The following is a 20,511-nucleotide window of genomic DNA, read 5'->3' as shown; positions in this document are numbered from 1 at the left end:
GACGTCATGCTGGACTACGGAGCCCTGCCCCCCGAGATCAACTCCGGGCGGATGTACACCGGGCCGGGATCGACGCCGATGATGACCGCGGCCGCCGCATGGCGGGGCCTGGCCGCGGAACTGGCGTCGGCGGCCCACTCCTATGAGACGGTGATCTCCCAGCTCTCCGGCGAGGAGTGGCTCGGTTCGGCGTCGGCATCGATGGCCGGCGCCGCAGCCCCCTACATCGCGTGGATGAACGACACCGCCGCACTGGCCGAGCAGGCCGCGGCACTGGCCACCTCCGCGGCCGCCGCGTTCGAAACGGCGCGGGCCGCCACGGTGCCCCCGGCCGCGGTCAGCACCAACCGGGTGCAGCAGGCCGCGCTGGTGGCGACCAACATCCTGGGGATCAACACCCCGGCGATCGCGGCCCTCGACGCCCACTATGCGCAGATGTGGGCGCAGGATGCCGCCGCCATGTACGGCTACGCAAGCGGGTCCGCCACCGCGTCGCAGGTCACCCCGTTCAGCGAACCGGCCCAGAACACCAACCCGGCCGGGCTGTCCGCCCAGGGCGCCGCGGTCGCTCAGGCCGGGGGCAGCAGCACCGCCAACAGCACCGCGCAGACCGCCCAGATGATCTCGACCCTGCCGTCGGCGCTGCAGAGCATGGCTTCACCGGCCGCCTCGACCGACTGGATCCAGCCGATCATCGACTTCCTCTACAACGACACGGTGAACGGCTTCGCCTACATGTTCGGCACCCCGCTGTACAACCTGTTCAACACCGCGGGCACCGGTGCGGCGTTCATCCCCTCGGCCCTGCTGCCCAGCCTCATCGGTTTCATGACCGGCGGGGGCTTCAACGCCGCCAGCGGCAGTGCGCTCGGCAGCGGTCTCGGCGCGGCATTGAGCCCCGGCGGTGCCCTCGGCGCCCTCGGCGCGCTCGGCGGCGGGCTCTCGAGCGGCGCCGCCAGTGCCTTCGGGGTCAGTTCGGTCACCCCGGCCGTCACGGCCGCCATGGGGAAGGCCTCCCTGGTCGGGACGTCGTTCTCGGCGCCGGCCGGCTGGGCGGCCGCCACTCCCGGCGCCGCGGCCGTGACCAGCGGTCCCGGCGGTTGGGCGGTCCCCTCCGAGACCCACAACAACATGGCCTCGGTGCCGCCGCCGGTTCCGGCCGGGATGGGGCGTCCCGGGATGAACTACGGCACGCCGCGCTACGGGTTCCGTCCCAAATTCATGCCCAAGCCGATGGTGGTCTAGGAGCAACGATGATCGACTACGCAGCCCTGCCACCGGAGATCAACTCCGGGCGCCTGTACGCCGGACCGGGTTCGGCGCCGATGATGGCCGTCGCCTCCGCCTGGCGCGGGCTGGCCGCCGAGATCTCCTCGGCCCTGACCTCCTGCGAGACCACGATCACCCGACTCGTCGACGACGAGTGGATGGGTCCGGCGTCGGTGTCCATGGCCGCCGCCACCAAGCCCTACCTGGCCTGGCTGACCGACACCGCGACCAAAGCCGAGGAGGCCGCCACCCAGGCCACCGCCGCGGCGGCCGCCTTCGAGGCGGCGCACTCGGCGACCCCTCCCCCGGCGATGATCACCGCCAACCGTGTCCAGCAGAAGCAACTGGTGGCCACCAACGTCATCGGCCAGAACTCGGCGGCGATCATGGCCGCCGACGCCCAGTACATGCAGATGTGGGCCCAGGCCACCGACGTCATGTACGGCTACGCCGCGTCCTCGGCGACGGCCACCAAGGTGTCGCCGTTCAACGAACCCAACCAGACCACCAATCCCGATGGCACGGCCAGCCAGGCGGCGGCGGTCAGCCAGGCCAACGGCACCGCTGCCGGCAACACCGCGCAGACCGCGCAGGCGATCTCGTCGCTGCCGAACACCCTGCAGACCCTGACTGCGCCGAGCCCCGCCGATGCCGGCATGCCCCCGCCCACGCTGGCCGGGCTGTTCGAGGCGATCGGCCGGAACGCATCGATCAACGGCGCCGTGTCACTGGTGACCTATCCCCTCAACGGCGGCATGAGCTTCCTCGGGACCTCGGCGGCGTTCACGCCGGCGAGCTTGATCCCGACCATGACGACCTTCTTCTCCGGCGGCGGTTTCAACGCCCTCGGCGGTGGTGCGGCCGGCGCCGGTATCGGCGCACTGTTGGCACCCGGAGGTCCGCTGAGCAGTCTCGGGGCGCTCGGCGGCGGGGCGGCGTCGGCGTTCACCGCGGGCGCACCGGCGGTGACGGCGGGCGTCGGCCAGGCCACCCTGGTCGGTGAGTTATCCGCGCCGGCGGCGTGGGCCGCGGCGGTCCCCACCGGTGTGGACGGGGTGGACACCGCCGCATTGCAGGCCAGCAGCTGGTCGGCGGCCCCGGAGGAGATCGAATCCATGGCGGCCATGCCCGGCGGAGTACCGCTGGGCGCCGAGCGCGGCGGCTTCGGCCTGGGTACCCCGCGCTACGGGTTCAAGCCGACCGTGATGGCCCGGCCCGTGGTCGCCGGCTAGCACCGCTCATCTCCCGCAGAGACCCGGAAGACCCGGTGCAGCGGAGGGGGCTGCACCGGGTCTTCCCGTTCCCGGCGGCCCCCGTCGACGCCGGCGAGGGCTGAAAGCAAACCGTCAATAATCCGCGCGAGGCCGTAAAGAACTCGTTAACGACCCCTGAAGTTCGAGGGCCGGGCCGAAACCATGGAGCGTTGACCGCGCCCCGCCGGGGGCCGGCTGGTATCGCACAAGGAGCTGTCATGTCGTTCCTGACCACCCGCCCGGAGGCACTGTCCCTGGCGGCCGGGGACTTGCAGACCATCGCCGCAGCGCTGAACGCCCAGAACGCAGCCGCAGCCGGCCCGATCACCGGACTCGCCCCAGCCGCCGCCGACGAGGTCTCCGCCCTGCAGGCCACCCAGTTCTCCGCCTACGGCACGCTGTATCAGCAGATCAGCGCGCAGGCCGCGGCCATGCAGGAGATGTTCATCCACACCCTGCGGGTCAGCGCCGACTCCTACGGCGAGACCGAGACCGCCAATTCGGCGGCGGCCGCCCCGGCCGCGGCGGGGCTGGGTACCGCGACCGGCCTGGGGGACGCCGGTACCGGTGCCGCCGTCGACCCGACGTTCGGGCTGGGCACCCTGGCCAGCAACGGAGCCATCCTGGCCGCCATGCAGGCCACCAACGTCGGCTCGGCCACCTCCGCATTCACCGGCCTGGGCACCGGTTTCATCACCAATCCGTCCGGTGTCGTCCACCACGTCGAGGGCGTCAGCGACGCCACGCTCATGGCGTCGAGCACACCCGCCGCCGGGGCCGGCCCGGTGGCTGCGGCCGCCGGTCAGGGCGGCCCGGCGAACAAGCTGCCCGCACCGTCTGGTTGGGCCGCCGAACCCGAACCGGCGACCCCGGCGCGCCCGTTGGTCGCCACCGGCCCAGTCGAGACCGAGGCACACGGCGCCACCACGGTCCCGGCCGGGGCACCAGCGGTCGCGTCGTCGGATCGCGGCGGCCCCGGGTTCGGTCGGCCGCGGTACGGCGTCAAACCCGTCGTAATGCCGCGTAAGCCGATCGTCTAGCCGCGACCGACTCCTCTACCGACTTCGAACTAGCGAAAACGGACGTCCACGACATGGATTACGCAGCACTGCCCCCGGAGATCAACTCCGCCCGGATGTACACCGGTGCCGGGTCCGCGCCGATGACCGCCGCCGCCACGGCGTGGAACTCGCTCGGCGCCGAGTTGGCCACCACCGCGGCCGCCTGGGAATCGGTGATCTCACGACTGACCGGCGAGGAGTGGCGGGGACCGGCGGCCACCGCGATGGCCACCGCCGCGCAGCCCTACCTGGCCTGGCTGAACAGCACCGCCGCGGCGGCCGAACACGCCGCGGCGCAGGCGTCGGCCTCGGCCGCCGCCTACGAGGCGGCGTTCGCGATGACGGTGCCACCGGCGGTGGTGACCGCCAACCGGACGCAGTTCGCGACGCTGGTGGCGACGAACTTCCTGGGCCTCAACACCGCGGCGATCGCCGCGGTCGAAGCCCAGTACGCCGAGATGTGGGCGCAGGACGCCATCGCCATGTACGGCTACGCGGCGTCGTCGTCGCTGGCCGGTGTGCTGCAGCCGTTGGACACCCCGGCCCCCGGCACCAACCCGGCCGGGATCGCCGGCCAGGGTGCGGCGGTCGCCCAGGCATCGGCGAGCGGCGCCCAGAACGACTTGGCCCAGTTGGTGTCCGGACTGCCCTCGGCCCTGCAGTCCCTGGCGGCCCCTGCCGCAGCGTCGCAACCAGCGGCCAGCGGTATCACCGACTTCCTGTCCGAGTTCATCGGCTCCACACAGAACATCGGGATCTGGAACGGCGTGCAGACCTACAGTTCGGCGCTGAGCAACGCCGGTGCCTGGCACATGTTCGCCGGTATCGCCAGCGCGATCGCGATCGCGCACGGCCCCGCGGCCGAGGCTGCGGTGTCGCCGTTGTTTGTGAACTCGGTGAGCGCCCCGGCCGGAGCCGCCGGCGGGTCTCCGGTGCTGGCCGGCGTCGGCAAGGCCGCCCCGGTGGGCGGGCTGTCGGTGCCGCAGACCTGGCCGGCCGCGGTCCCCACGACGGCGGCCGCGATCCCCGAGAGCAACGCCACCCTGGTCAGTCACGGCTGGACCGAGGCCGAAGAACCCAGCCGGGTCAACACCGTGGGTGCCGGAATGCCGGGCGTGGCCTCGGCCGGCCGCAGCGGCGCCGGGCTGAGCAACCCGCGGTACGGATTCAAGCCGACCGTGATGGTGCGGCCTGTCGTCGCTGGCTGATCACGACGGTTGCCGCGATGATGGTCTGGTGAGTGTGCTGAGCCGGCCCGGCCGTCGCGGCGAGCTGCGTATCTATCTCGGGGCGTCGCCCGGGGTGGGCAAGACCTACGCGATGCTCGGCGAGGCCCACCGGCGTGCCGAACGCGGCACCGACGTCGTCGCCGCCGCGGTCGAGACGCACGGCCGCAGCAAGACCGCCGAACTGCTGCAGGGCATCGAGATCCTCGGCGACCCGGCCGGCGAACTCGATGTCGCCGCGGTGCTGGCCCGCCGCCCCCAGGTCGCACTGGTCGACGATCTCGCCCACACCAATGCCGCCGGTGCCCGCAATCCGAAACGCTGGCAGGACGTCGACGAACTGCTCGCCGCCGGGATCACGGTGATCTCGACGGTCAACGTGCAGCAGTTGGAGAGCCTGCGCGACGTCGTCGCCAAGATCACCGGAACCGCCCAGCACGACACCGTCCCGGATGCGGTGGTGCGCCGGGCCGCGCAGATCGAACTCATCGACGTCGCACCGGAAGCACTGCGCCGCAGGCTCTCCCACGGCAACGTCTATCCGCCCGAGAAGGTCGACGCGGCGCTGGCCAACTACTTCCGCGGCGAGACCCTGACCGCATTGCGGGAACTGGCGCTGTTGTGGCTGGCCGGCCAGGTCGATGCGGCGCTGACCCGCTACCGCGCCGACAAGAACATCACGCAGACCTGGGAGGCCCGGGAACGCATCGTCGCCGCGGTGACCGGCGGCCCCGAATCCGAGACCCTGGTGCGCCGGGCGTCCCGGATCGCCTCGAAGGCCGGTGGCGAGTTGCTGGTGCTGCACGTGCTGGGCGACGACGGCCACTCCGGCGCCGCCGCCCCCTGGGTGGGCAAGCTGCGCCAGTTGGCGATCAGCTTGGGCGCCTCGCTACACACCGTGATCGGCGACGACGTGCCGGATGCGTTGCTGGCCTTCGCCCGGGACGTCAACGCCACCCAATTGGTGATCGGCAGTTCACGGCGCTCCCGGTGGGCCCGCATCCTCGACGAGGGCGTCGGCGCCGCGGTGGTGCAGCAGTCCGGCGACATCGACGTGCACATCGTCACCGACGAAGACGCCAAACCGAACTTCCGGGCGTTCGCGGTCTCCCCCCGGGAACGGCGGGCGGTGTCCTGGCTGGCCGCGGTCGTCGTCCCCTGCCTGATGTGCGCGATCACCACGGGACTGCTGGACCGCTACCTCGACACCGGGCTCAGCTCGTTGTTCCTCATCGGGGTGCTGCTGGTGGCGTTGCTCGGCGGGATCGGGCCGGCGGTACTGTCCGCGCTGCTGTCGGGGGTGCTGCTCAACTATTTCCTGCTGGCGCCGCGCCGCGATTTCACCATCGCCGAAACCGACGCCGCGGTAACCGAAGTCGTGCTGCTGTTGGTGGCCGTCGCGGTGGCGGTGCTGGTCGACGGCGCGGCCAAACGGGCCCGCGAAGCCGGCCTGGCCTCCCGCGAGGCGGAGCTGATGACGTTGTTCGCCGGGTCGGTGCTGCGCGGCGCCGACCTGGAGACCCTGCTGGAACGCGTCCGCGAGACCTACGCCCAGCGCGCGGTGAGTCTGGTCCGCGTCGCCGGCGGCGCCGCGGCACCCGGCGTCCCCCCGGTTCCCAAAGTGGTCGCCTCGGTCGGCGAGATGCCGTGTACCTCCGTCGATCTCGCCGACACCTCGATCGACGTCGGCGACGACGAGTTCTGGATGCTGATGGTCGGCCGGCAACTGGAGTCCCGGGACCGCCGGGTGCTGTCGGTGGTGGCGCGCCAGGCCGCCGGGCTGGTCCGGCAGGAGGAACTCGCCGCCGAAGCCGGCCGGGCCGACGCCCTGATGCGCACCGACGAACTGCGCCGCTCGCTGCTGTCGGCGGTCAGCCACGACCTGCGTACCCCGCTGGCGGCGGCCAAGGCGGCGGTGTCGAGCCTGCGCGCCGACGATGTCGCCTTCTCCCCCGACGACACCGCCGAGCTGCTGGCCACCGTGGAAGAGTCCGTCGATCAGCTCACCGACCTGGTGGGCAACCTGCTGGATTCCTCACGGCTGGCGGCCGGGGTGGTACGGCCCGAGTTGACCAAGGTCTACCTGGAGGAGGTGGTGCAGCGCGCGTTGGTCGGGATCGGCAAGCGCAGCAGCATCTTCGGCCGCGGCGGCCTGGAGCAGGTCAAGGTCGAGGTCGGCCCCACCGTGGCGATGGCCGACGCCGGTCTGCTGGAACGCGTCCTGGCCAACGTCATCGACAACGCGCTGCGCTATGCCTCCGATTCGGTGGTCCGGGTGACGGCCGGCCGGGTCGGCGATCGGGTGCTGATCAACGTCGCCGACGAGGGTCGCGGGCTGCCGCCCGGCGGCGAGGCGCACGTGTTCGACCCGTTCCAGCGGCTCGGCGATCGCGACAACACCAGCGGAGTCGGGCTGGGCCTGTCGGTGGCGCGAGGTTTCACCGAGGCGATGGGCGGCACCATCTCGGCGACAGAGACACCGGGCGGCGGATTGACCATGGTGGTGGATCTGGCCGCACCGGCGGGGGAGAACGGATGAGCACGCGGGTACTGGTAGTCGACGACGAGCCGCAGATTCTGCGGGCACTCAAGATCAACCTGTCGGTGCGCGGTTACGAGGTCGTCACCGCCGCGACCGGCGCCGGCGCCCTGCGCGCTGCGGCCGAACAGCGCCCCGACGTGGTGATCCTCGATCTGGGACTGCCCGACATCTCCGGCATCGAGGTACTGGCCGGACTGCGCGGTTGGCTGACCGCGCCGGTGATCGTGTTGTCCGCGCGCACCGATTCCACCGACAAGGTGGAGGCCCTCGACGCCGGCGCCGACGACTACGTGACCAAGCCGTTCGGGATGGACGAGTTCCTGGCCCGGTTGCGGGCGGCCGCCCGGCGCAATGCGGCCGGCAACGAAGTCGACCAGCCGATCATCGAAACCGCCTCGTTCACCGTCGATCTGGCCGCCAAGAAGGTCACCAAGGACTCCCGTGAGGTGCACCTGACCCCCACCGAATGGGGGATGCTGGAGATGCTGGTGCGCAACCGCGGCAAGCTGGTCGGCCGCGACGAGTTACTCACCCAGGTGTGGGGTCCGGCGTATGCGAAGGAAACCCAGTATCTGCGGGTCTATCTAGCGCAACTGCGGCGCAAACTCGAGAACGATCCGTCCAACCCCCGGCATCTGCTGACCGAAGCCGGAATGGGTTACCGCTTCGAGGTTTAGCCCCCTGGGTGTTTGAGAGTCCGCCGGTGGGGATATGCCCCCAGGACCCAGCGGAAGGAGTATTACCGTGAAGTTCTCCACGATCGCCCAGACGACGGCCGCAGCGGGGCTCGCGACAGCGGGTCTACTGGTGGCGGCGCCCGCTTCTGCCGACCCGCAAGTCGTCGGATTCGGCCAGACGCAAGAGATTCAGAGCCCGGGCGGGGCCATCGACTACACCGTCACCGATCTTCAGCCCAGCGGTCACAACGACGGAATCTGGTATTCGGACGTGACGGCCCGCGCGGTCAGCGGTACGCCCACCCCGAACATCGGCGACTTCAACGCCCGGGCCGTCAACAGTTCGACGTTCGCGGTGATGAAGGGCAACGAGATCGACGGTCTGCCCAACGCACCGATCCCGGCCGGCAGCCAGACCAGTGGCCGCCTGTACTTCGACGTCCGCAACGGCACCGCCCCGGACAGCGTCGTCTACCGCGACGCCGGTGGCCACGACAAGGTCGTCTGGAAGCACTGATCCCGCTAGCGGGCGGTGATCGACAGCGCGATGCCATCCAGGATGTCGTGCTCGCTGACCACCAGTTCGTCGATCCCGGCACGATCGGCCAGGAACCGGGCCAGCTCCTGCACCACGATCGCCCCGCCGCCGATGACGTCGACGCGGCCGGGGTGCATCGGGCCCAGCGCGGCCCGCTGCGCTCGGGTCATCGCGATGAGCCGATCGCACAGCGCGGTGAGTTCGGACAGCGTGATTCGTGACAGATGTATTGCGGCCGAGTCGTATTCGTCCAGATCCAGCGCCAGCGCGGACAGTGTCGTCATGGTGCCCGCCACCCCCACCCAGGTGCGGGCGTGCTGCACCGGGACCGCCGCCAGAGCTTCGGCGAGCAGTTCGCGGACCACGGCGCGGGCGGCGGCGATCTCCGGCGCGGTCGGCGGATCGGAGTGCAGGCACCGCTCGGTGATCCGGACACACCCCACGTCGGCGGAGAAGCCGGCCGACACTCCCGCCACCGGATCGCCGAGCACCACCTCGGTGGACCCGCCACCGAGGTCGACGACCACGAACGGCCCTTCGGCGGCGTCCAATTCACCCACCGCACCGCGGAAGGTCAATTGCGCCTCCTGCTCGCCGGTGATCACCTCGGCGACCGCACCCGCGACGACCCGCCCCAACACCTGCGCCGTCATCGCGAAGAACTCGTCACGGTTGGCCGCGTCGCGGGTGGCCGAGGTGGCCACCATCCGCAGCCGCGAAACACCTTGTGCGGCCATCAGTTCGGCGTAATCGGTCAGCGCGACGCGGGTGCGTTCCAGCGCCGCGGGCGCGAACCGCCCGGTGGCGTCGACGCCCTCCCCCAACCGGACGATGCGCATCTCCCGATGCACGTCGCGAAGCCGTCCGGATGCGTCGACGTCGGCGATCAGCAGGCGAATCGAGTTGGTGCCGCAGTCGATTCCGGCGACCCGTCCCGTCGGCGTCAGCGCCATTGCTCCGGCACCAGGATCCCGGCCATCGCCGGCTCGGCGGCCAGGATCGCCAGCGCCTCATCGCCGAACGGGTTCACGCCGCGGCCCTTCGCCAACGAGTGCGCGATCACCACGTGCAGGCACTTCACCCGGTCGGGCATCCCCCCGCCGGAGAACGTGGTGCCCAGCGGCTCGATCGCATCCCGTTCGGCCAGAAAGGATTCGTGGGCGCCACGGTAGGCGGCGGCCAGTTCGGGGTCGTGCCGCAACCGCTCACTCATGTCGGCCATCAGCCCGGACGACTCCAGTCGGCTGGCCGCGGCGGTCAGCACCGGGTGGGTCAGGTAGTACAGGGTGGGAAACGGTGTGCCGTCGGGCAGCTTCGGCGCCGTCTTCACCACGGCCGGTTCGCCGTTGGGGCAGCGGTAGGCGATCGCCAGGACGCCGCGGGGTTCGCGACCCAACTGCCGGCCCACCGCTTCCAGGTCTGCGGGATCAACCACCGGGCACCACCGGGACCGGGAGCGCCGGCGGGCCCGCGGGCGCCGGTTCGGCGGGCGGCGGATGCGGGGCGTCGGCGATGGTGTGCCACAACGACGTGTACCAGGGGTCACCGCTGGGGGCGATCAGCGCCTCGGCGCCGGGTTCCGCCTCCACCTCCACCGGCCCGGGCAGCTGGACCTGATACGGGATCTCGCCGGGCATCACGAAGCCCAGCCGCTGGCGGGCCTGCGCCCGGATGTGCGCGGGGTCGTCGAGGTTGGCCTTCTGCTGCTGCAGGTCGGTGATCTGGCGGTGCAGGGTGCTCTCCAATTCGGACTGCTGTTTCATCTCCGCGTGCTGGGCGAAGAAGGTGCGGACCGGCCCGGCGACGGTCAGCGTGAGCACACACATCACCGCCGCCAGGATCACCGCCCGCCGTGCGGTGGAGCCGACCCGCAGCTCCGAACTCTGCTCGGTGGCGGCTGCCAGCGCCCGCTTGACGGCACCGACCGGCGAGGACGGCGTCGTGCGGGCACCGCCCGTCCCGCGGCGGACCGCGGGAGACCGGCGCGGGCGGGCACGCCCGTTCTCGCCGGCCCGACCCGGCCGCGACGTCGCGGCACGCCGCTTGGCGTCCGGCCGCTTCGGATCGGGCATTACCAGCCGCCCCCGGCTGCTACTTGCTTTCCGGCGCGTACCGCGGGAAGGCCAGTTCGCCGGCGTAACGTGCGGCGTCGCCGAGCTCCTCCTCGATCCGCAGCAGCTGGTTGTACTTGGCCACCCGCTCGCTGCGGGCCGGGGCACCGGTCTTGATCTGGCCGCTGGACACCGCGACCGCCAGGTCGGCGATGGTGGTGTCCTCGGTCTCACCGCTGCGGTGGCTCATCATGGTGCGGTACCCGCTGTTGTGGGCCAGCGTCACCGCATCCAGGGTTTCGGTCAGGGTGCCGATCTGGTTGACCTTGACCAGCAGCGCGTTGGCCGCGCCCCGCTCGATACCGTCCTCGAGGCGTTCGGGGTTGGTGACGAACAGGTCGTCGCCGACCAGCTGCACCCGGTCGCCGATCGCCGACGTCAGCGCCACCCAGCCGTCCCAGTCGTCCTCGGACAGCGGGTCCTCGATGGAGACCAGCGGGTAGCTGTCGAGCAGCGAGGCGTAGAACTCGGCGAGCTGCGCCGCGCTGCGGTTCTGCTTCTCGAAGGCGTACCCGGTGCCGTCGGTGTAGAACTCGGTGGCCGCGACGTCGAGGGCCAGCGCGACGTCGGAGCCCAGCTTCAGGCCGGTGGCCTCGATGGCGGTGCTGATCAGGTCCAGTGCGGCGGTGGTGCCGGCGACGTCGGGGGCGAAGCCGCCCTCGTCACCGAGGCCGGTGGCCAGACCCTGCTTCTTGAGCACCGACTTGAGCGAGTGGTAGACCTCGACGCCCCAGCGCAGCGCCTCGGCGAAGTTGGGGGCGCCGATCGGGGCCACCATGAACTCCTGGACGTCGACACCGGTGTCGGCGTGCGCGCCGCCGTTGAGGATGTTCATCATCGGCACCGGCAGGATGTGGGCGTTGGGACCGCCCAGGTAGCGGTACAGCGGCAGGGCCGCGCAGTCCGCGGCCGCCTTGGCCACCGCCAGCGAGACCCCGAGCATGGCGTTGGCGCCCAGCCGGGACTTGTCCGGGGTGCCGTCGAGGTCCACCAGTGCCTGGTCCACCAGTCGCTGGTCGTCGGCGCTGATCCCGATCACCGCCGGGGCGATCTGGTCGAGCACCGCGGTGACCGCCTTCTGCACGCCCTTGCCGCCGTAGCGGGCGCCACCGTCCCGGAGCTCCACGGCTTCGTGCTCACCGGTGGAAGCGCCCGAGGGCACCGCGGCCCGGGCGAACGTGCCGTCCTCCAGCGCGACCTCGACCTCGACCGTGGGGTTGCCGCGGGAATCGAGGATTTCGCGGGCGCCGACCTGCTGGATGATGGGCACTGACTTCTCCTTGAGCTGGGTGGGGCGGGCCTGGGTTGGCCTATTGGCTAATGGGGAGCCTAACCATGCTGCGCAACGGGCGTGTCACAGTGGGCGTCCGGCCGCGTACGCGGCGGCCCAATCGCGGACCGCGCGGGCGTAGATCTCCGACTCGTTGTAGGCCATCAAGGCCGTCATCCAGCCCTTGGGGGTGGACAGGTCTTTGCCGCGCCAGCACAGGTATCCGGCCGCCGACAGCGCGGCGTCGTCGATGTTGTCCGGGCTGATGATGCCGTCGTTGTTGGCGTCGACGCCGTAGAGACGCCAGGTCTGCGGAATGAACTGCATGGGCCCCATGGCGCGGACGACGCCGTCGTCGTCGGCCAGATCGGGCTGCACCTCCTCGACGATGTGCAGATTGCCGCCGGAGCCGTCGAGGCGGACCCCACGGATCTTGGGGCGCACATCGCCGTTGCGGGCCACCGTGGAGTTGTTGTAGTGGCCGTGATGACTTTCGATCTGGCCGATGCCCGCCAACGTGGTCCAGCCCAGCCGGCAGCCGGGGTTCTCCACCTCGGCGACCCGGGCGGCGTAGGCGTAGGCCTCCAGCGCGGTGACCGGGATCCCCAGCATCGGCGCCCGCTCGGCGGCCCACTGCGCCAATTGGTCGGCGGGCCGGCCGGCCACCCCGTAGGTCTTCACCGGCGGAACCGGATCACCCGGGGGCGGCGGCACCCCCTGCGGGATGGGGTTGCCGAGCTGCCAGCTGCAACTGGACGCCAGCAACACGGCCGTCGCGCCCACGACGGCGGCCGTCCGCAGCCAACGTAGCGCCGACACCGTTCTCCCCAACCTCAGACCAATGCTTTTGCGTCCATCGTTCCACGACCGCTGAAATCCTGACCGCCGCCGCCGGATCGCCGCCCCGAAAAACCGGGTACCACCAGCACCGATTCGGTCGGATCGACCGGACTAACCGGTCAGTTCACCCAGGTCGGGATCGGCCAGCAGTGCGTCGCGCGCTCGGGCGACCCGCGACCGGATGGTGCCCACCGGGCAACCGCAGACCGCCGCGGCATCGTGATAGGACAGGCCGAACAACTGGGTCAGCAGCAGCGCTTCGCGCTGATCGGCCGAGAGTCCCGCGATCAACGCGTTCACCTCGACGACGTCCTCGAAGCCGCGGGCGGGCCGGTCGCGATCGAGCAGCAACTCCGGATCGGCGCCGGGTGCGGTGCGCGGTCGCGATCTGAGGTAGCGGATGTGATCGGCGACCACCCGTCGGGCGATGGCCAGCAGCCAGGTGCGGGCACTGGACCGCCCGGCGAATCGCGGGATGGCGCCGATGGCCCGCAGGAACGTCTCCTGGGTGAGATCGTCGGCACTGCCGCCGTCGAACAGGTAGGCCACGAAACGCCAGACGTCGCGCTGGGTGGCCTTGATGAACGCCTCCAGCGCGCGGGTGTCCCCGGCGGCCGCGGCGACGGCGAGCGCGGTGACGACGTCGTCGTCGACCCGATCGGTTCCCGCCATGGAAGCCCACCTTAGTCGGGACGCCGCCGCACCATTACGACGCATGGTCGTAGAACCGGTGGGACCGTCGACCGACCGCAGATGACGGCGCTTCGTCCGGCCGGCGGTCGCCGGTGCGAGCCCCGCGACCGCCGCACCGTCGGCGTCGTCGCGCGCCGGGCGCAGGCCCGTGCCACCACCACGCTGACGGACCACCAGCAAAGCGAACACCAGCCCGACGAGAATCGGCAGATGACTGGCGATCCGCGCCGCCGTCACCTGACCGTGGTAGGCATCGATGGCCACATAGCCACCCAGAGCCAGCGCATATACCCCGGTTATCGCGAGCACACCGATCGCGACAACAGGCCAGATACCGGCCGCGATCATCGCGCCGCCGAGTGCGAGCAGCCATGCGGTGGACTCATGCAGCAAATGCGCTCCGGTGGCGGCCCCGTGTCCGTGCCCGTGCGCCGACACCATGCCGAAGTCCACCCCGGCGATCTGCACCACCGCCATCGCCACCTGCAGGATTCCGACCGCGATCAGGGCCGGCCGCCACATCCCCCACTGCGACCACCGCCCGCCGGCCGGCGCCTCGGTGGTGACCGATGTCACCCCGGCGGCCGCCAGGATCTGCGCGGCCAGGTCAGGACCCGCATCGTTGCCGGTTCCGGCCTCGAGTTCGGTGAGCCGGCGGGCCTGCGCCGCGGCCCCGACCAGCCAGCGCCGGCAACTGCGGCATGATGCCAGATGCGCGTCGACCTGCTGCGCGGGCAACTCCTGTCGCTCGCCGTCGAGCAACGACGACAGCGTCTCCCGGACCACCTCGCACCGCATGCCGACATCGTCGCTCATTCGGTGCCCGGAAACAAAGATCCGGTCGGACGGGAACCAAACCGGACTGCGGCACGACCATTGGTTGACCGAACAAGATCGAAGAAGCGCGGAAGCTCGGGAAGGATGGGTGTTCGATGACCGCACCGGTCTGGCTGGCGTCGCCGCCGGAGGTGCACTCGGCGCTGCTCAGCGCGGGGCCGGGTCCTGGTCCGTTGCTGGAATCGGCGGCGGCATGGTCGGCGATGAGCGCCGAATACGCCGAGGTGGCGGCCGAGCTCGACGCGGTGCTGGCCGGGGTCGAGGCCGGTGCCTGGCAGGGTCCCAGCGCCCAGCAGTACGCGGCCGCACACGGCCCGTACCTGAGCTGGCTGGCCGACAGCGCGGCCAAGAGCACCACGGCGGCCACCCTGCACCACAGTGCCGCGGCGGCCTACCTCACCGCGTTGGCCGGCATGCCCACGCTGGCCGAGCTCGCCGCCAACCATGCCGTGCACGCGACGCTGGTCGCGACGAACTTCTTCGGCGTCAACACCATCCCGATCGCCCTGAACGAGGCGGACTACGCCCGGATGTGGATCCAGGCCGCGGAGATGATGACCGTCTATCAGGGCACCGCGGGCGCCGCGCTGGCCGCGGTGCCGGTACCGACGCCCGCACCGCCGATCGTGGCGCCGGGGAGTGCGGCCGACACGACGGTGAGCTGGGAGCAACAGCTCAAGGACCTGATCACCGAATTCAACATGGGTTTTGCGGACCCGGTGGCCAAGTGGCTGTGGGCGCAGTTGGGTGTCGACGGCTATCCGATCGAGGCGTTCCCGTTCGCCAGCGCGGTGACCCAGATGCTGGTGCAGATCCCGGGGATGTCGCCGATCCTGGCCGGCGCCCTGGGCTGGTTCACGTTCCACACCCTGATGCTGATGTGGCCGTTGGGGCAGATGGCCTTGACGATGGCGATCCCGATCGTGATGGCCGCCGCGCCCGTGTTGGCGGCTGCGGCGGGGCTGGGCACGCTGGGAGTGATCGGTGCTGCGGTGGCATCGACCCCTGACCCGGTTCCCGCGATGCCGGTGCCGGTGGGCGTCGGCCTTCCGCTGTCCGCGAGCGTCCCGGTGCCGGCGGGCGCCGAGATCTGCACCTGTGCCGAGCCGATCTCCTCGGCCGGGCCGACGGCTCCGGCGGCCGCCGGTGCGGGGATGCCGGCCGGTGGCGCGGCGGGCGGCGGGCCGGGCGTCGGGTTCGGGCCGACGTCGTGCCTGTACCTGGTGAGCAGCGCGTCGTCGTCGGCGCGGCGCTCGGGCAGCGCGCGCCGGTCCCGGGAAGCCGACGAAGACGCCACGGAAGGCCAGGACGCCCCCGGCGAGGCCACCGCGCAGGCGTCGGCGCAGCAGCGGCGGCGTCGCCGGCGCGCCCAGCAGCGCGGGTTCGGCGACGAGTACATGGATATGAACGTCGGCGTGACGCCGGACTGGGGACCGCCGCATGAGCCCGCCGCGGCCGCCTCGGAAACCGGTGCCGGCCCGCTGGGCTTCGCCGGCACCGCCGTCGACACCGGTCGACGGGCCGCCGGGGTCACCGTGTTGGCCGGCGACGGGCTCGACACCGCGCCGCGGGTTCCGATGCTGCCGGGCGGTTGGGGCGAGGACGCCCGCTGATTCGGCTCGGTTTCGGCGTGACGCGCTACGGCCAGTGCGCACGCCACTGCGCTTCGGTGGGCTCGCCGATGATCGACTTCTCAACGGAGCGCACGGTATCCATCAACTCCAGAACCGCTGTGCGCAAATCGTTCTCGGCGTTACCACCTGCTGCGATGGTGACGGTGGTGACCGCCTCGGGGATCAGGTCGGCCGGCACGCCGGCGCGGGCGAGCCGTTTGAGCACCTTGCTGGCCAGCGCCAAGGCCGGCTGTGCGGTCGGCAGGTCGTCGAGGATGGAGTCGGTGGACCGTTTCGCTCGCTTTTCGCTAGCCTTGCGCTCCTCCCACTGCGCCACCTGCTGGTCCAGTGAGACCTCTTCCCCGGCCAGCACGGCCGGAGCCCGATTGCCGAGCTTGCGCAGCAGCGCGTCGGCGACGTCGTCGATACCGAACGGATGCTCTCGCGCGTCCTGCGCGATGCGGGCGTGGAACAGCACCTGCAACAGCAGATCCCCCAGCTCGGCGCAGAGTTCGTCGGCGTCGCCGCCGCGGACCGCGTCCAGCAACTCGTAGGTCTCCTCCAGCAGGAACCGGCACAACGAGTCGTGGGTCTGCTCGCTCTCCCACGGCCCGGACGTCCGGAGTCGGTCCATGACGGCGACCGCGTCGATCAGCCGCTCCCCTGCCGGTGGCTCCGGGACGGCGATCAGCGTTTCACCGGCCGCCAGCCGGGCGACGACGACGGGATGATCGCGATCCGAGGACAACAGCACCGGACCGTCGGCGCCGCTGAGCGCCGATCGCGCGGACGGCAGCGCCCAGGGCACCGCGATCGGTAGCTCCTCGGTGTAGATCACGTCACCGGTGAGCAGCGCGAGTGCTTCCACCGGTATCAGCGACGGCCGACGAGGGTCGAGAAGGACGACGGTCATCGTCGCCTACGGTACTGCCGGCGCCGCGTCGGCGACGTCGATGCGGACCTGCGGTTTGCCGTCTAACGCGGTGATCAGATCGGCCACCATCTGCACCAGTTCCACATCGCGGATCCGCGGGGCCCCCACCGCCGCGCCGGCACCGCCGACCCGCGGGATCGGCACCTGCACGGTGGCGGTGGTGGCGCGGTATCCGGCCGACGGGTGCATCCGCTTGAGCCGCAGCTGCGCGGAGTCCGGCAGCGTCATCGGGGACAGCCGCAGTGTGGTGGCCGAGGCCGCGGCGACCTCGGTGATACCGGCCGCCCGGCACAGCAACCGCAGCCGGGCCACCGCCACCAGTCGGCCCGCCGGTTCGGGCAGCGGCCCGTAGCGGTCGGTGAGCTCGTCGATCACGGCGCGCACCGCGGCCTCGTCGGGCGCGGCCGCCAACCGCCGGTAGGCCTCCAGCCGCAGCCGGTCGGAATTGATGTACTCCGGCGGCAGGTGGGCATCGACCGGCAGGTCGATCCGGACGTCCTTGACCTCTTCGGTGGTGACGGTCTCGCCGTTGAACGCCGCCCGGTACGCCTCGACGGCCTCGCCGACCAGCCGCACATACAGGTCGAAACCGACGCCGGCCACGTGCCCGGACTGCTCGACACCCAGCACGTTGCCGGCGCCGCGGATCTCCAGGTCCTTCATCGCCACCGCCATCCCGGCGCCCAGTTCGTTGTTCTGGGCGATGGTGGCCAGCCGGTCGTGGGCGGTCTCGGTCAGCGGGGTCTCCCGCGGATAGAGGAAGTAGGCGTAGCCGCGTTCCCGGCTACGCCCCACCCGGCCCCGCAACTGGTGCAGCTGGGACAGCCCGAAGGTGTCGGCGCGTTCGACGATCAACGTGTTGGCGTTGGAGATGTCCAGGCCGGTCTCGATGATGGTGGTGCAGACCAGGATGTCGTACTCCCGGTTCCAGAAGCCCTGCACCGTGGTCTCCAGCATCTCCTCGGGCATCTGGCCGTGCGCGACCACCACCCGCGCCTCGGGCACCAGTGCCCGCACCCGGGCGGCCGCGGCGTCGATGGAGCTGACCCGGTTGTGCACGTAGAAGACCTGCCCGTCGCGCAGTAGTTCGCGGCGCAGTGCCGCGGCGACCTGCTTGTCGTCGTGCGCGCCGACATAGGTCAGCACCGGGTAGCGGTCCTCGGGCGGGGTGAGGATGGTCGACATCTCCCGGATGCCGGCCAGGCTCATCTCCAGGGTCCGCGGGATCGGGGTGGCGCTCATGGTGAGGACGTCGACGTGGCTGCGCAGCGCCTTGATGTGTTCCTTGTGCTCGACGCCGAACCGCTGCTCCTCGTCGACGATCACCAGCCCGAGATCCTTCCAGCGGACCCCGGTCTGCAGCAGTCGGTGGGTGCCGATCACCACGTCCACCGAACCGTCGGCCAGGCCGTCGACGGTGGCCTTGGACTCGCTCGGGTCGGTGAACCGCGACAGCCCCTTGACGGTGACCGGGAAGCCGGCCATCCGGGTGCTGAACGTCTGCAGGTGCTGATCGGCCAGCAGTGTGGTGGGCACCAGCACCGCGACCTGCTTGCCGTCCTGGACGGCTTTGAACGCGGCGCGCACCGCGATCTCGGTCTTGCCGTAGCCGACGTCACCGCAGATCACCCGGTCCATCGGGACCGGCTTTTCCATATCGGCCTTGACTTCGCTGATCGCGGTGAGCTGGTCGATGGTCTCGGTGAACCCGAACGCATCCTCCATCTCGGCCTGCCACGGGGTGTCCGGGGCGAACGCGTGGCCGGGCGCGGCCTGGCGTTTGGCGTAGAGGGCGACGAGTTCGTCGGCGATCTCCCGGACCGCCTTGCGTGCTTTGGTCTTGGTCTGGGCCCAGTCGCTGCCGCCGAGCTTGCTCAGTGCCGGGGCCTGCCCGCCGACGTAGCGCGACAGTTGGTCCAGGGAGTCCATCGGCACGTAGAGCTTGTCGGTGCCCGCGGCGCCACCGCGCTTGCCGGAGGCGTACTCCAGCACCAGGTATTCCCGGCGCGCCCCACCCACGGTGCGCTCGGTCATCTCCACGAACTTGCCGATGCCGTGCTGATCGTGCACCACCAGGTCGCCGGCGTTCAGCGCCAGCGGGTCGACGGCGTTGCGGCGTTTGGCGGCCAGCCGCTTGCCCTCCGGGCCGCTGACCCGGTTGCCGGTCAGGTCGGCTTCGGTGACGATCACCAGGTTCGCGCCCGGAATCACCAGGCCGTCGTGCAGCGGCCCGGCCAGCACCCCGACCACCCCGGGCTGCGGCGCGGTACCGGACTCCAAAAGTGTTGCCGCGGTATCGGATTCGGCGAGCTGTTCGACCACCCGGCGGGCGGTACCGACACCGGGTGTGACGACGGCGGCGCGTCCGCCGGTGGCGATGTGCGCCCGCAGCATGGCGAAGATCTCGTCGATGTCACGCTGCCGTCCGCGGGCCGACGGTGCCGCGCGCACCTCGAGTTCGATCGCCTCGGGGTCGGGCAGCTGACTCAGCGTCCACCACGGATGCCCGGCCGCCTGCGCGGCCTCGCGGACCGCCGCGAGCTCCCGGAAACCCGAGCCGCCGAGCTGTTCGATGTCGATCGGGGCTTCCCCGCCGATCGCGGCGACCGACCAGGACGCCTCCAGGAATTCCCGGCCGGTCTTGATCAGGTCGGCGGCGCGGGCGCGGACCTTCTCCGGATCGCAGAGAAGCACCGGGGTGCCGGGGGCGAGCTGATCGGTCAGCAGTGCCTGCGGTCCGGGCCGCAGCACCGGTCCCAGGGCCTCCATGCCGTCGACGGGGATGCCCTCGGCGAGCTTGGCGAGCATGTCGCCGACGGTGCCGGTGACGGCGTTGTCGGTCTGCGGCTGGTCGCGGGCCAGTTCCGCCGCGCGGGCCCGGACCTCGTCGGTGAGCAGTAGCTCCCGGCAGGGCACCGCGACCACGGTGCCCACCTCGACTTCGGGGATGGACCGCTGATCGGCCACCGAGAACGGCCGGATCTCGGTGACCTCGTCGCCCCAGAACTCGATCCGGACCGGATGCTCGGCGGTGGGCGGGAACAGGTCGAGGATGCCGCCGCGCACCGCGAACTCGCCGCGCTTGCCGACCAGGTCCACCCGGGTGTAGGCCAGCTCGACCAGGCGGGCGATCACCGCCTCGAACGCGGTCTCGTCGCCGACGGTCAGCAGCACCGGTTCGATCGAGTCCAGTTGCGGGGTCATCGGTTGCAGCAGCGAGCGGGCGGTGGTCACCACCACCCGCAGCGGCGGTCCCAGCCGGGCGTCGTCGGGCCGGGCCAGCCGGCGCAGCAACAGCAGTCGGGCGCCGACGGTGTCGACCCCCGGCGAGAGCCGTTCGTGCGGCAGGGTCTCCCAGGACGGGAACAGCGCCACCGTGTCGCCGTACACGCCGCGCAGCTCGGCGGTCAGGTCGTCGGCCTCGTGCCCGGTGGCGGTGGCCACCAGCAACGGGGTCTGCCGGGCCAGGGCGGCGGCGACGAACGGGCGGGCCGCAACCGGGCCGACCAGCGCGAGTTCGGCGGGTGGGTCACCGGCCCGCTCGATGATCTCGGTGAACGCCGGCGCGCTCAACGCCAGCTCGACGAGCCCCGCGATCGGGGTGTGGACAGGTGCGGGCCCCGGTGCGGTCATGATGCGGGCAATTC

The 20,511-nt window shown here is 71.2% G+C and carries 16 protein-coding genes and 1 pseudogene; 8 read left to right on the top strand and 9 right to left on the bottom strand.

Annotated features, from left to right (window positions below):
• Nucleotides 1-6 precede the first annotated feature (6 nt).
• The 7 genes from RCP38_RS04685 (at nucleotide 7) to RCP38_RS04655 (ending at nucleotide 8,545) form a co-directional block, all read left to right on the top strand.
• Nucleotides 7-1,245, top strand: a complete 1,239-nt coding sequence (locus RCP38_RS04685) for a PPE family protein (RefSeq protein ID WP_308475859.1) — start codon at nucleotides 7-9, stop codon at nucleotides 1,243-1,245.
• An 8-nt stretch (nucleotides 1,246-1,253) separates the two neighbouring features.
• A complete protein-coding gene (locus RCP38_RS04680) occupies nucleotides 1,254-2,501 on the top strand; it encodes a PPE family protein (RefSeq protein WP_308475858.1) in 1,248 nt (415 codons plus the stop codon).
• Nucleotides 2,502-2,740: 239 nt separating this feature from the next.
• Nucleotides 2,741-3,562 (top strand): PE family protein, encoded by an 822-nt coding sequence (locus RCP38_RS04675; protein WP_308475856.1) that lies wholly within the window; start codon nucleotides 2,741-2,743, stop codon nucleotides 3,560-3,562.
• A 53-nt stretch (nucleotides 3,563-3,615) separates the two neighbouring features.
• Nucleotides 3,616-4,791, top strand: coding sequence for a PPE family protein (locus RCP38_RS04670; RefSeq protein WP_308475854.1), 1,176 nt, complete (start codon nucleotides 3,616-3,618; stop codon nucleotides 4,789-4,791).
• A 28-nt stretch (nucleotides 4,792-4,819) separates the two neighbouring features.
• Nucleotides 4,820-7,348, top strand: a complete 2,529-nt coding sequence (locus RCP38_RS04665) for a sensor histidine kinase (RefSeq protein ID WP_308475852.1) — start codon at nucleotides 4,820-4,822, stop codon at nucleotides 7,346-7,348.
• The gene (locus RCP38_RS04660; RefSeq protein ID WP_308475850.1) at nucleotides 7,345-8,028 is read left to right on the top strand and encodes a response regulator; all 684 of its coding nucleotides are present in this window, start codon (nucleotides 7,345-7,347) and stop codon (nucleotides 8,026-8,028) included. The genes RCP38_RS04665 and RCP38_RS04660 overlap by 4 nt, the downstream gene beginning before the upstream one ends.
• A 67-nt stretch (nucleotides 8,029-8,095) precedes the next feature.
• On the top strand, nucleotides 8,096-8,545 hold the full coding sequence (locus RCP38_RS04655; protein ID WP_308475848.1) for a DUF1942 domain-containing protein: 450 nt from the start codon (nucleotides 8,096-8,098) through the stop codon (nucleotides 8,543-8,545).
• Nucleotides 8,546-8,550: 5 nt separating this feature from the next.
• On the opposite strand, the gene RCP38_RS04650 is transcribed toward RCP38_RS04655, so the two are convergent.
• From RCP38_RS04650 to RCP38_RS04620, 7 genes and pseudogenes are all read right to left on the bottom strand, one after another.
• Nucleotides 8,551-9,519, bottom strand: a complete 969-nt coding sequence (locus RCP38_RS04650; RefSeq protein WP_308475846.1) for a Ppx/GppA phosphatase family protein — start codon at nucleotides 9,517-9,519, stop codon at nucleotides 8,551-8,553.
• Nucleotides 9,510-10,001 carry a DUF501 domain-containing protein gene (locus tag RCP38_RS04645; protein ID WP_308475844.1) on the bottom strand — a complete coding sequence of 164 codons (492 nt, stop codon included), beginning with the start codon at nucleotides 9,999-10,001 and terminating at the stop codon, nucleotides 9,510-9,512. The genes RCP38_RS04650 and RCP38_RS04645 overlap by 10 nt, the downstream gene beginning before the upstream one ends.
• Nucleotides 9,994-10,638 (bottom strand): FtsB family cell division protein, encoded by a 645-nt coding sequence (locus RCP38_RS04640; protein WP_308475842.1) that lies wholly within the window; start codon nucleotides 10,636-10,638, stop codon nucleotides 9,994-9,996. Before RCP38_RS04640 ends, RCP38_RS04645 begins: the two co-directional genes overlap by 8 nt.
• A 19-nt stretch (nucleotides 10,639-10,657) precedes the next feature.
• Entirely contained in the window at nucleotides 10,658-11,947 is a 1,290-nt protein-coding gene (gene eno / locus RCP38_RS04635) for a phosphopyruvate hydratase (RefSeq protein ID WP_308475840.1), read from the bottom strand.
• Nucleotides 11,948-12,031: 84 nt separating this feature from the next.
• Nucleotides 12,032-12,766 (bottom strand): lytic transglycosylase domain-containing protein, encoded by a 735-nt coding sequence (locus tag RCP38_RS04630; RefSeq protein WP_308475838.1) that lies wholly within the window; start codon nucleotides 12,764-12,766, stop codon nucleotides 12,032-12,034.
• A gap of 132 nt (nucleotides 12,767-12,898) precedes the next feature.
• A complete protein-coding gene (gene sigC, locus RCP38_RS04625) occupies nucleotides 12,899-13,459 on the bottom strand; it encodes an RNA polymerase sigma factor SigC (protein ID WP_308477060.1) in 561 nt (186 codons plus the stop codon).
• Between the two features lie 183 nt (nucleotides 13,460-13,642).
• A pseudogene (locus RCP38_RS04620) lies at nucleotides 13,643-14,278 on the bottom strand (DUF2275 domain-containing protein); the annotation flags it as partial.
• 134 nt (nucleotides 14,279-14,412) lie between these two features.
• On the opposite strand from RCP38_RS04620, the gene RCP38_RS04615 reads away from it, so the two are divergent.
• Nucleotides 14,413-15,930 (top strand): PPE family protein, encoded by a 1,518-nt coding sequence (locus RCP38_RS04615; protein ID WP_308475836.1) that lies wholly within the window; start codon nucleotides 14,413-14,415, stop codon nucleotides 15,928-15,930.
• A gap of 25 nt (nucleotides 15,931-15,955) precedes the next feature.
• Here the strand turns inward: RCP38_RS04615 and RCP38_RS04610 are convergent, their stop codons facing one another.
• A complete protein-coding gene (locus tag RCP38_RS04610; RefSeq protein ID WP_308475834.1) occupies nucleotides 15,956-16,843 on the bottom strand; it encodes a nucleoside triphosphate pyrophosphohydrolase in 888 nt (295 codons plus the stop codon).
• A gap of 6 nt (nucleotides 16,844-16,849) precedes the next feature.
• Nucleotides 16,850-20,509 carry a transcription-repair coupling factor gene (mfd, locus tag RCP38_RS04605; RefSeq protein WP_373692497.1) on the bottom strand — a complete coding sequence of 1,220 codons (3,660 nt, stop codon included), beginning with the start codon at nucleotides 20,507-20,509 and terminating at the stop codon, nucleotides 16,850-16,852.
• Nucleotides 20,510-20,511 lie beyond the last annotated feature (2 nt).

It is taken from the genome of Mycolicibacter sp. MU0083, from assembly GCF_963378075.1.
Taxonomy (GTDB): Bacteria; Actinomycetota; Actinomycetes; order Mycobacteriales; family Mycobacteriaceae; genus Mycobacterium; species Mycobacterium kokjensenii.
Note: the sequence above shows the minus strand (reverse complement) of the source record. Positions and strands in the feature narration are given on the sequence as shown.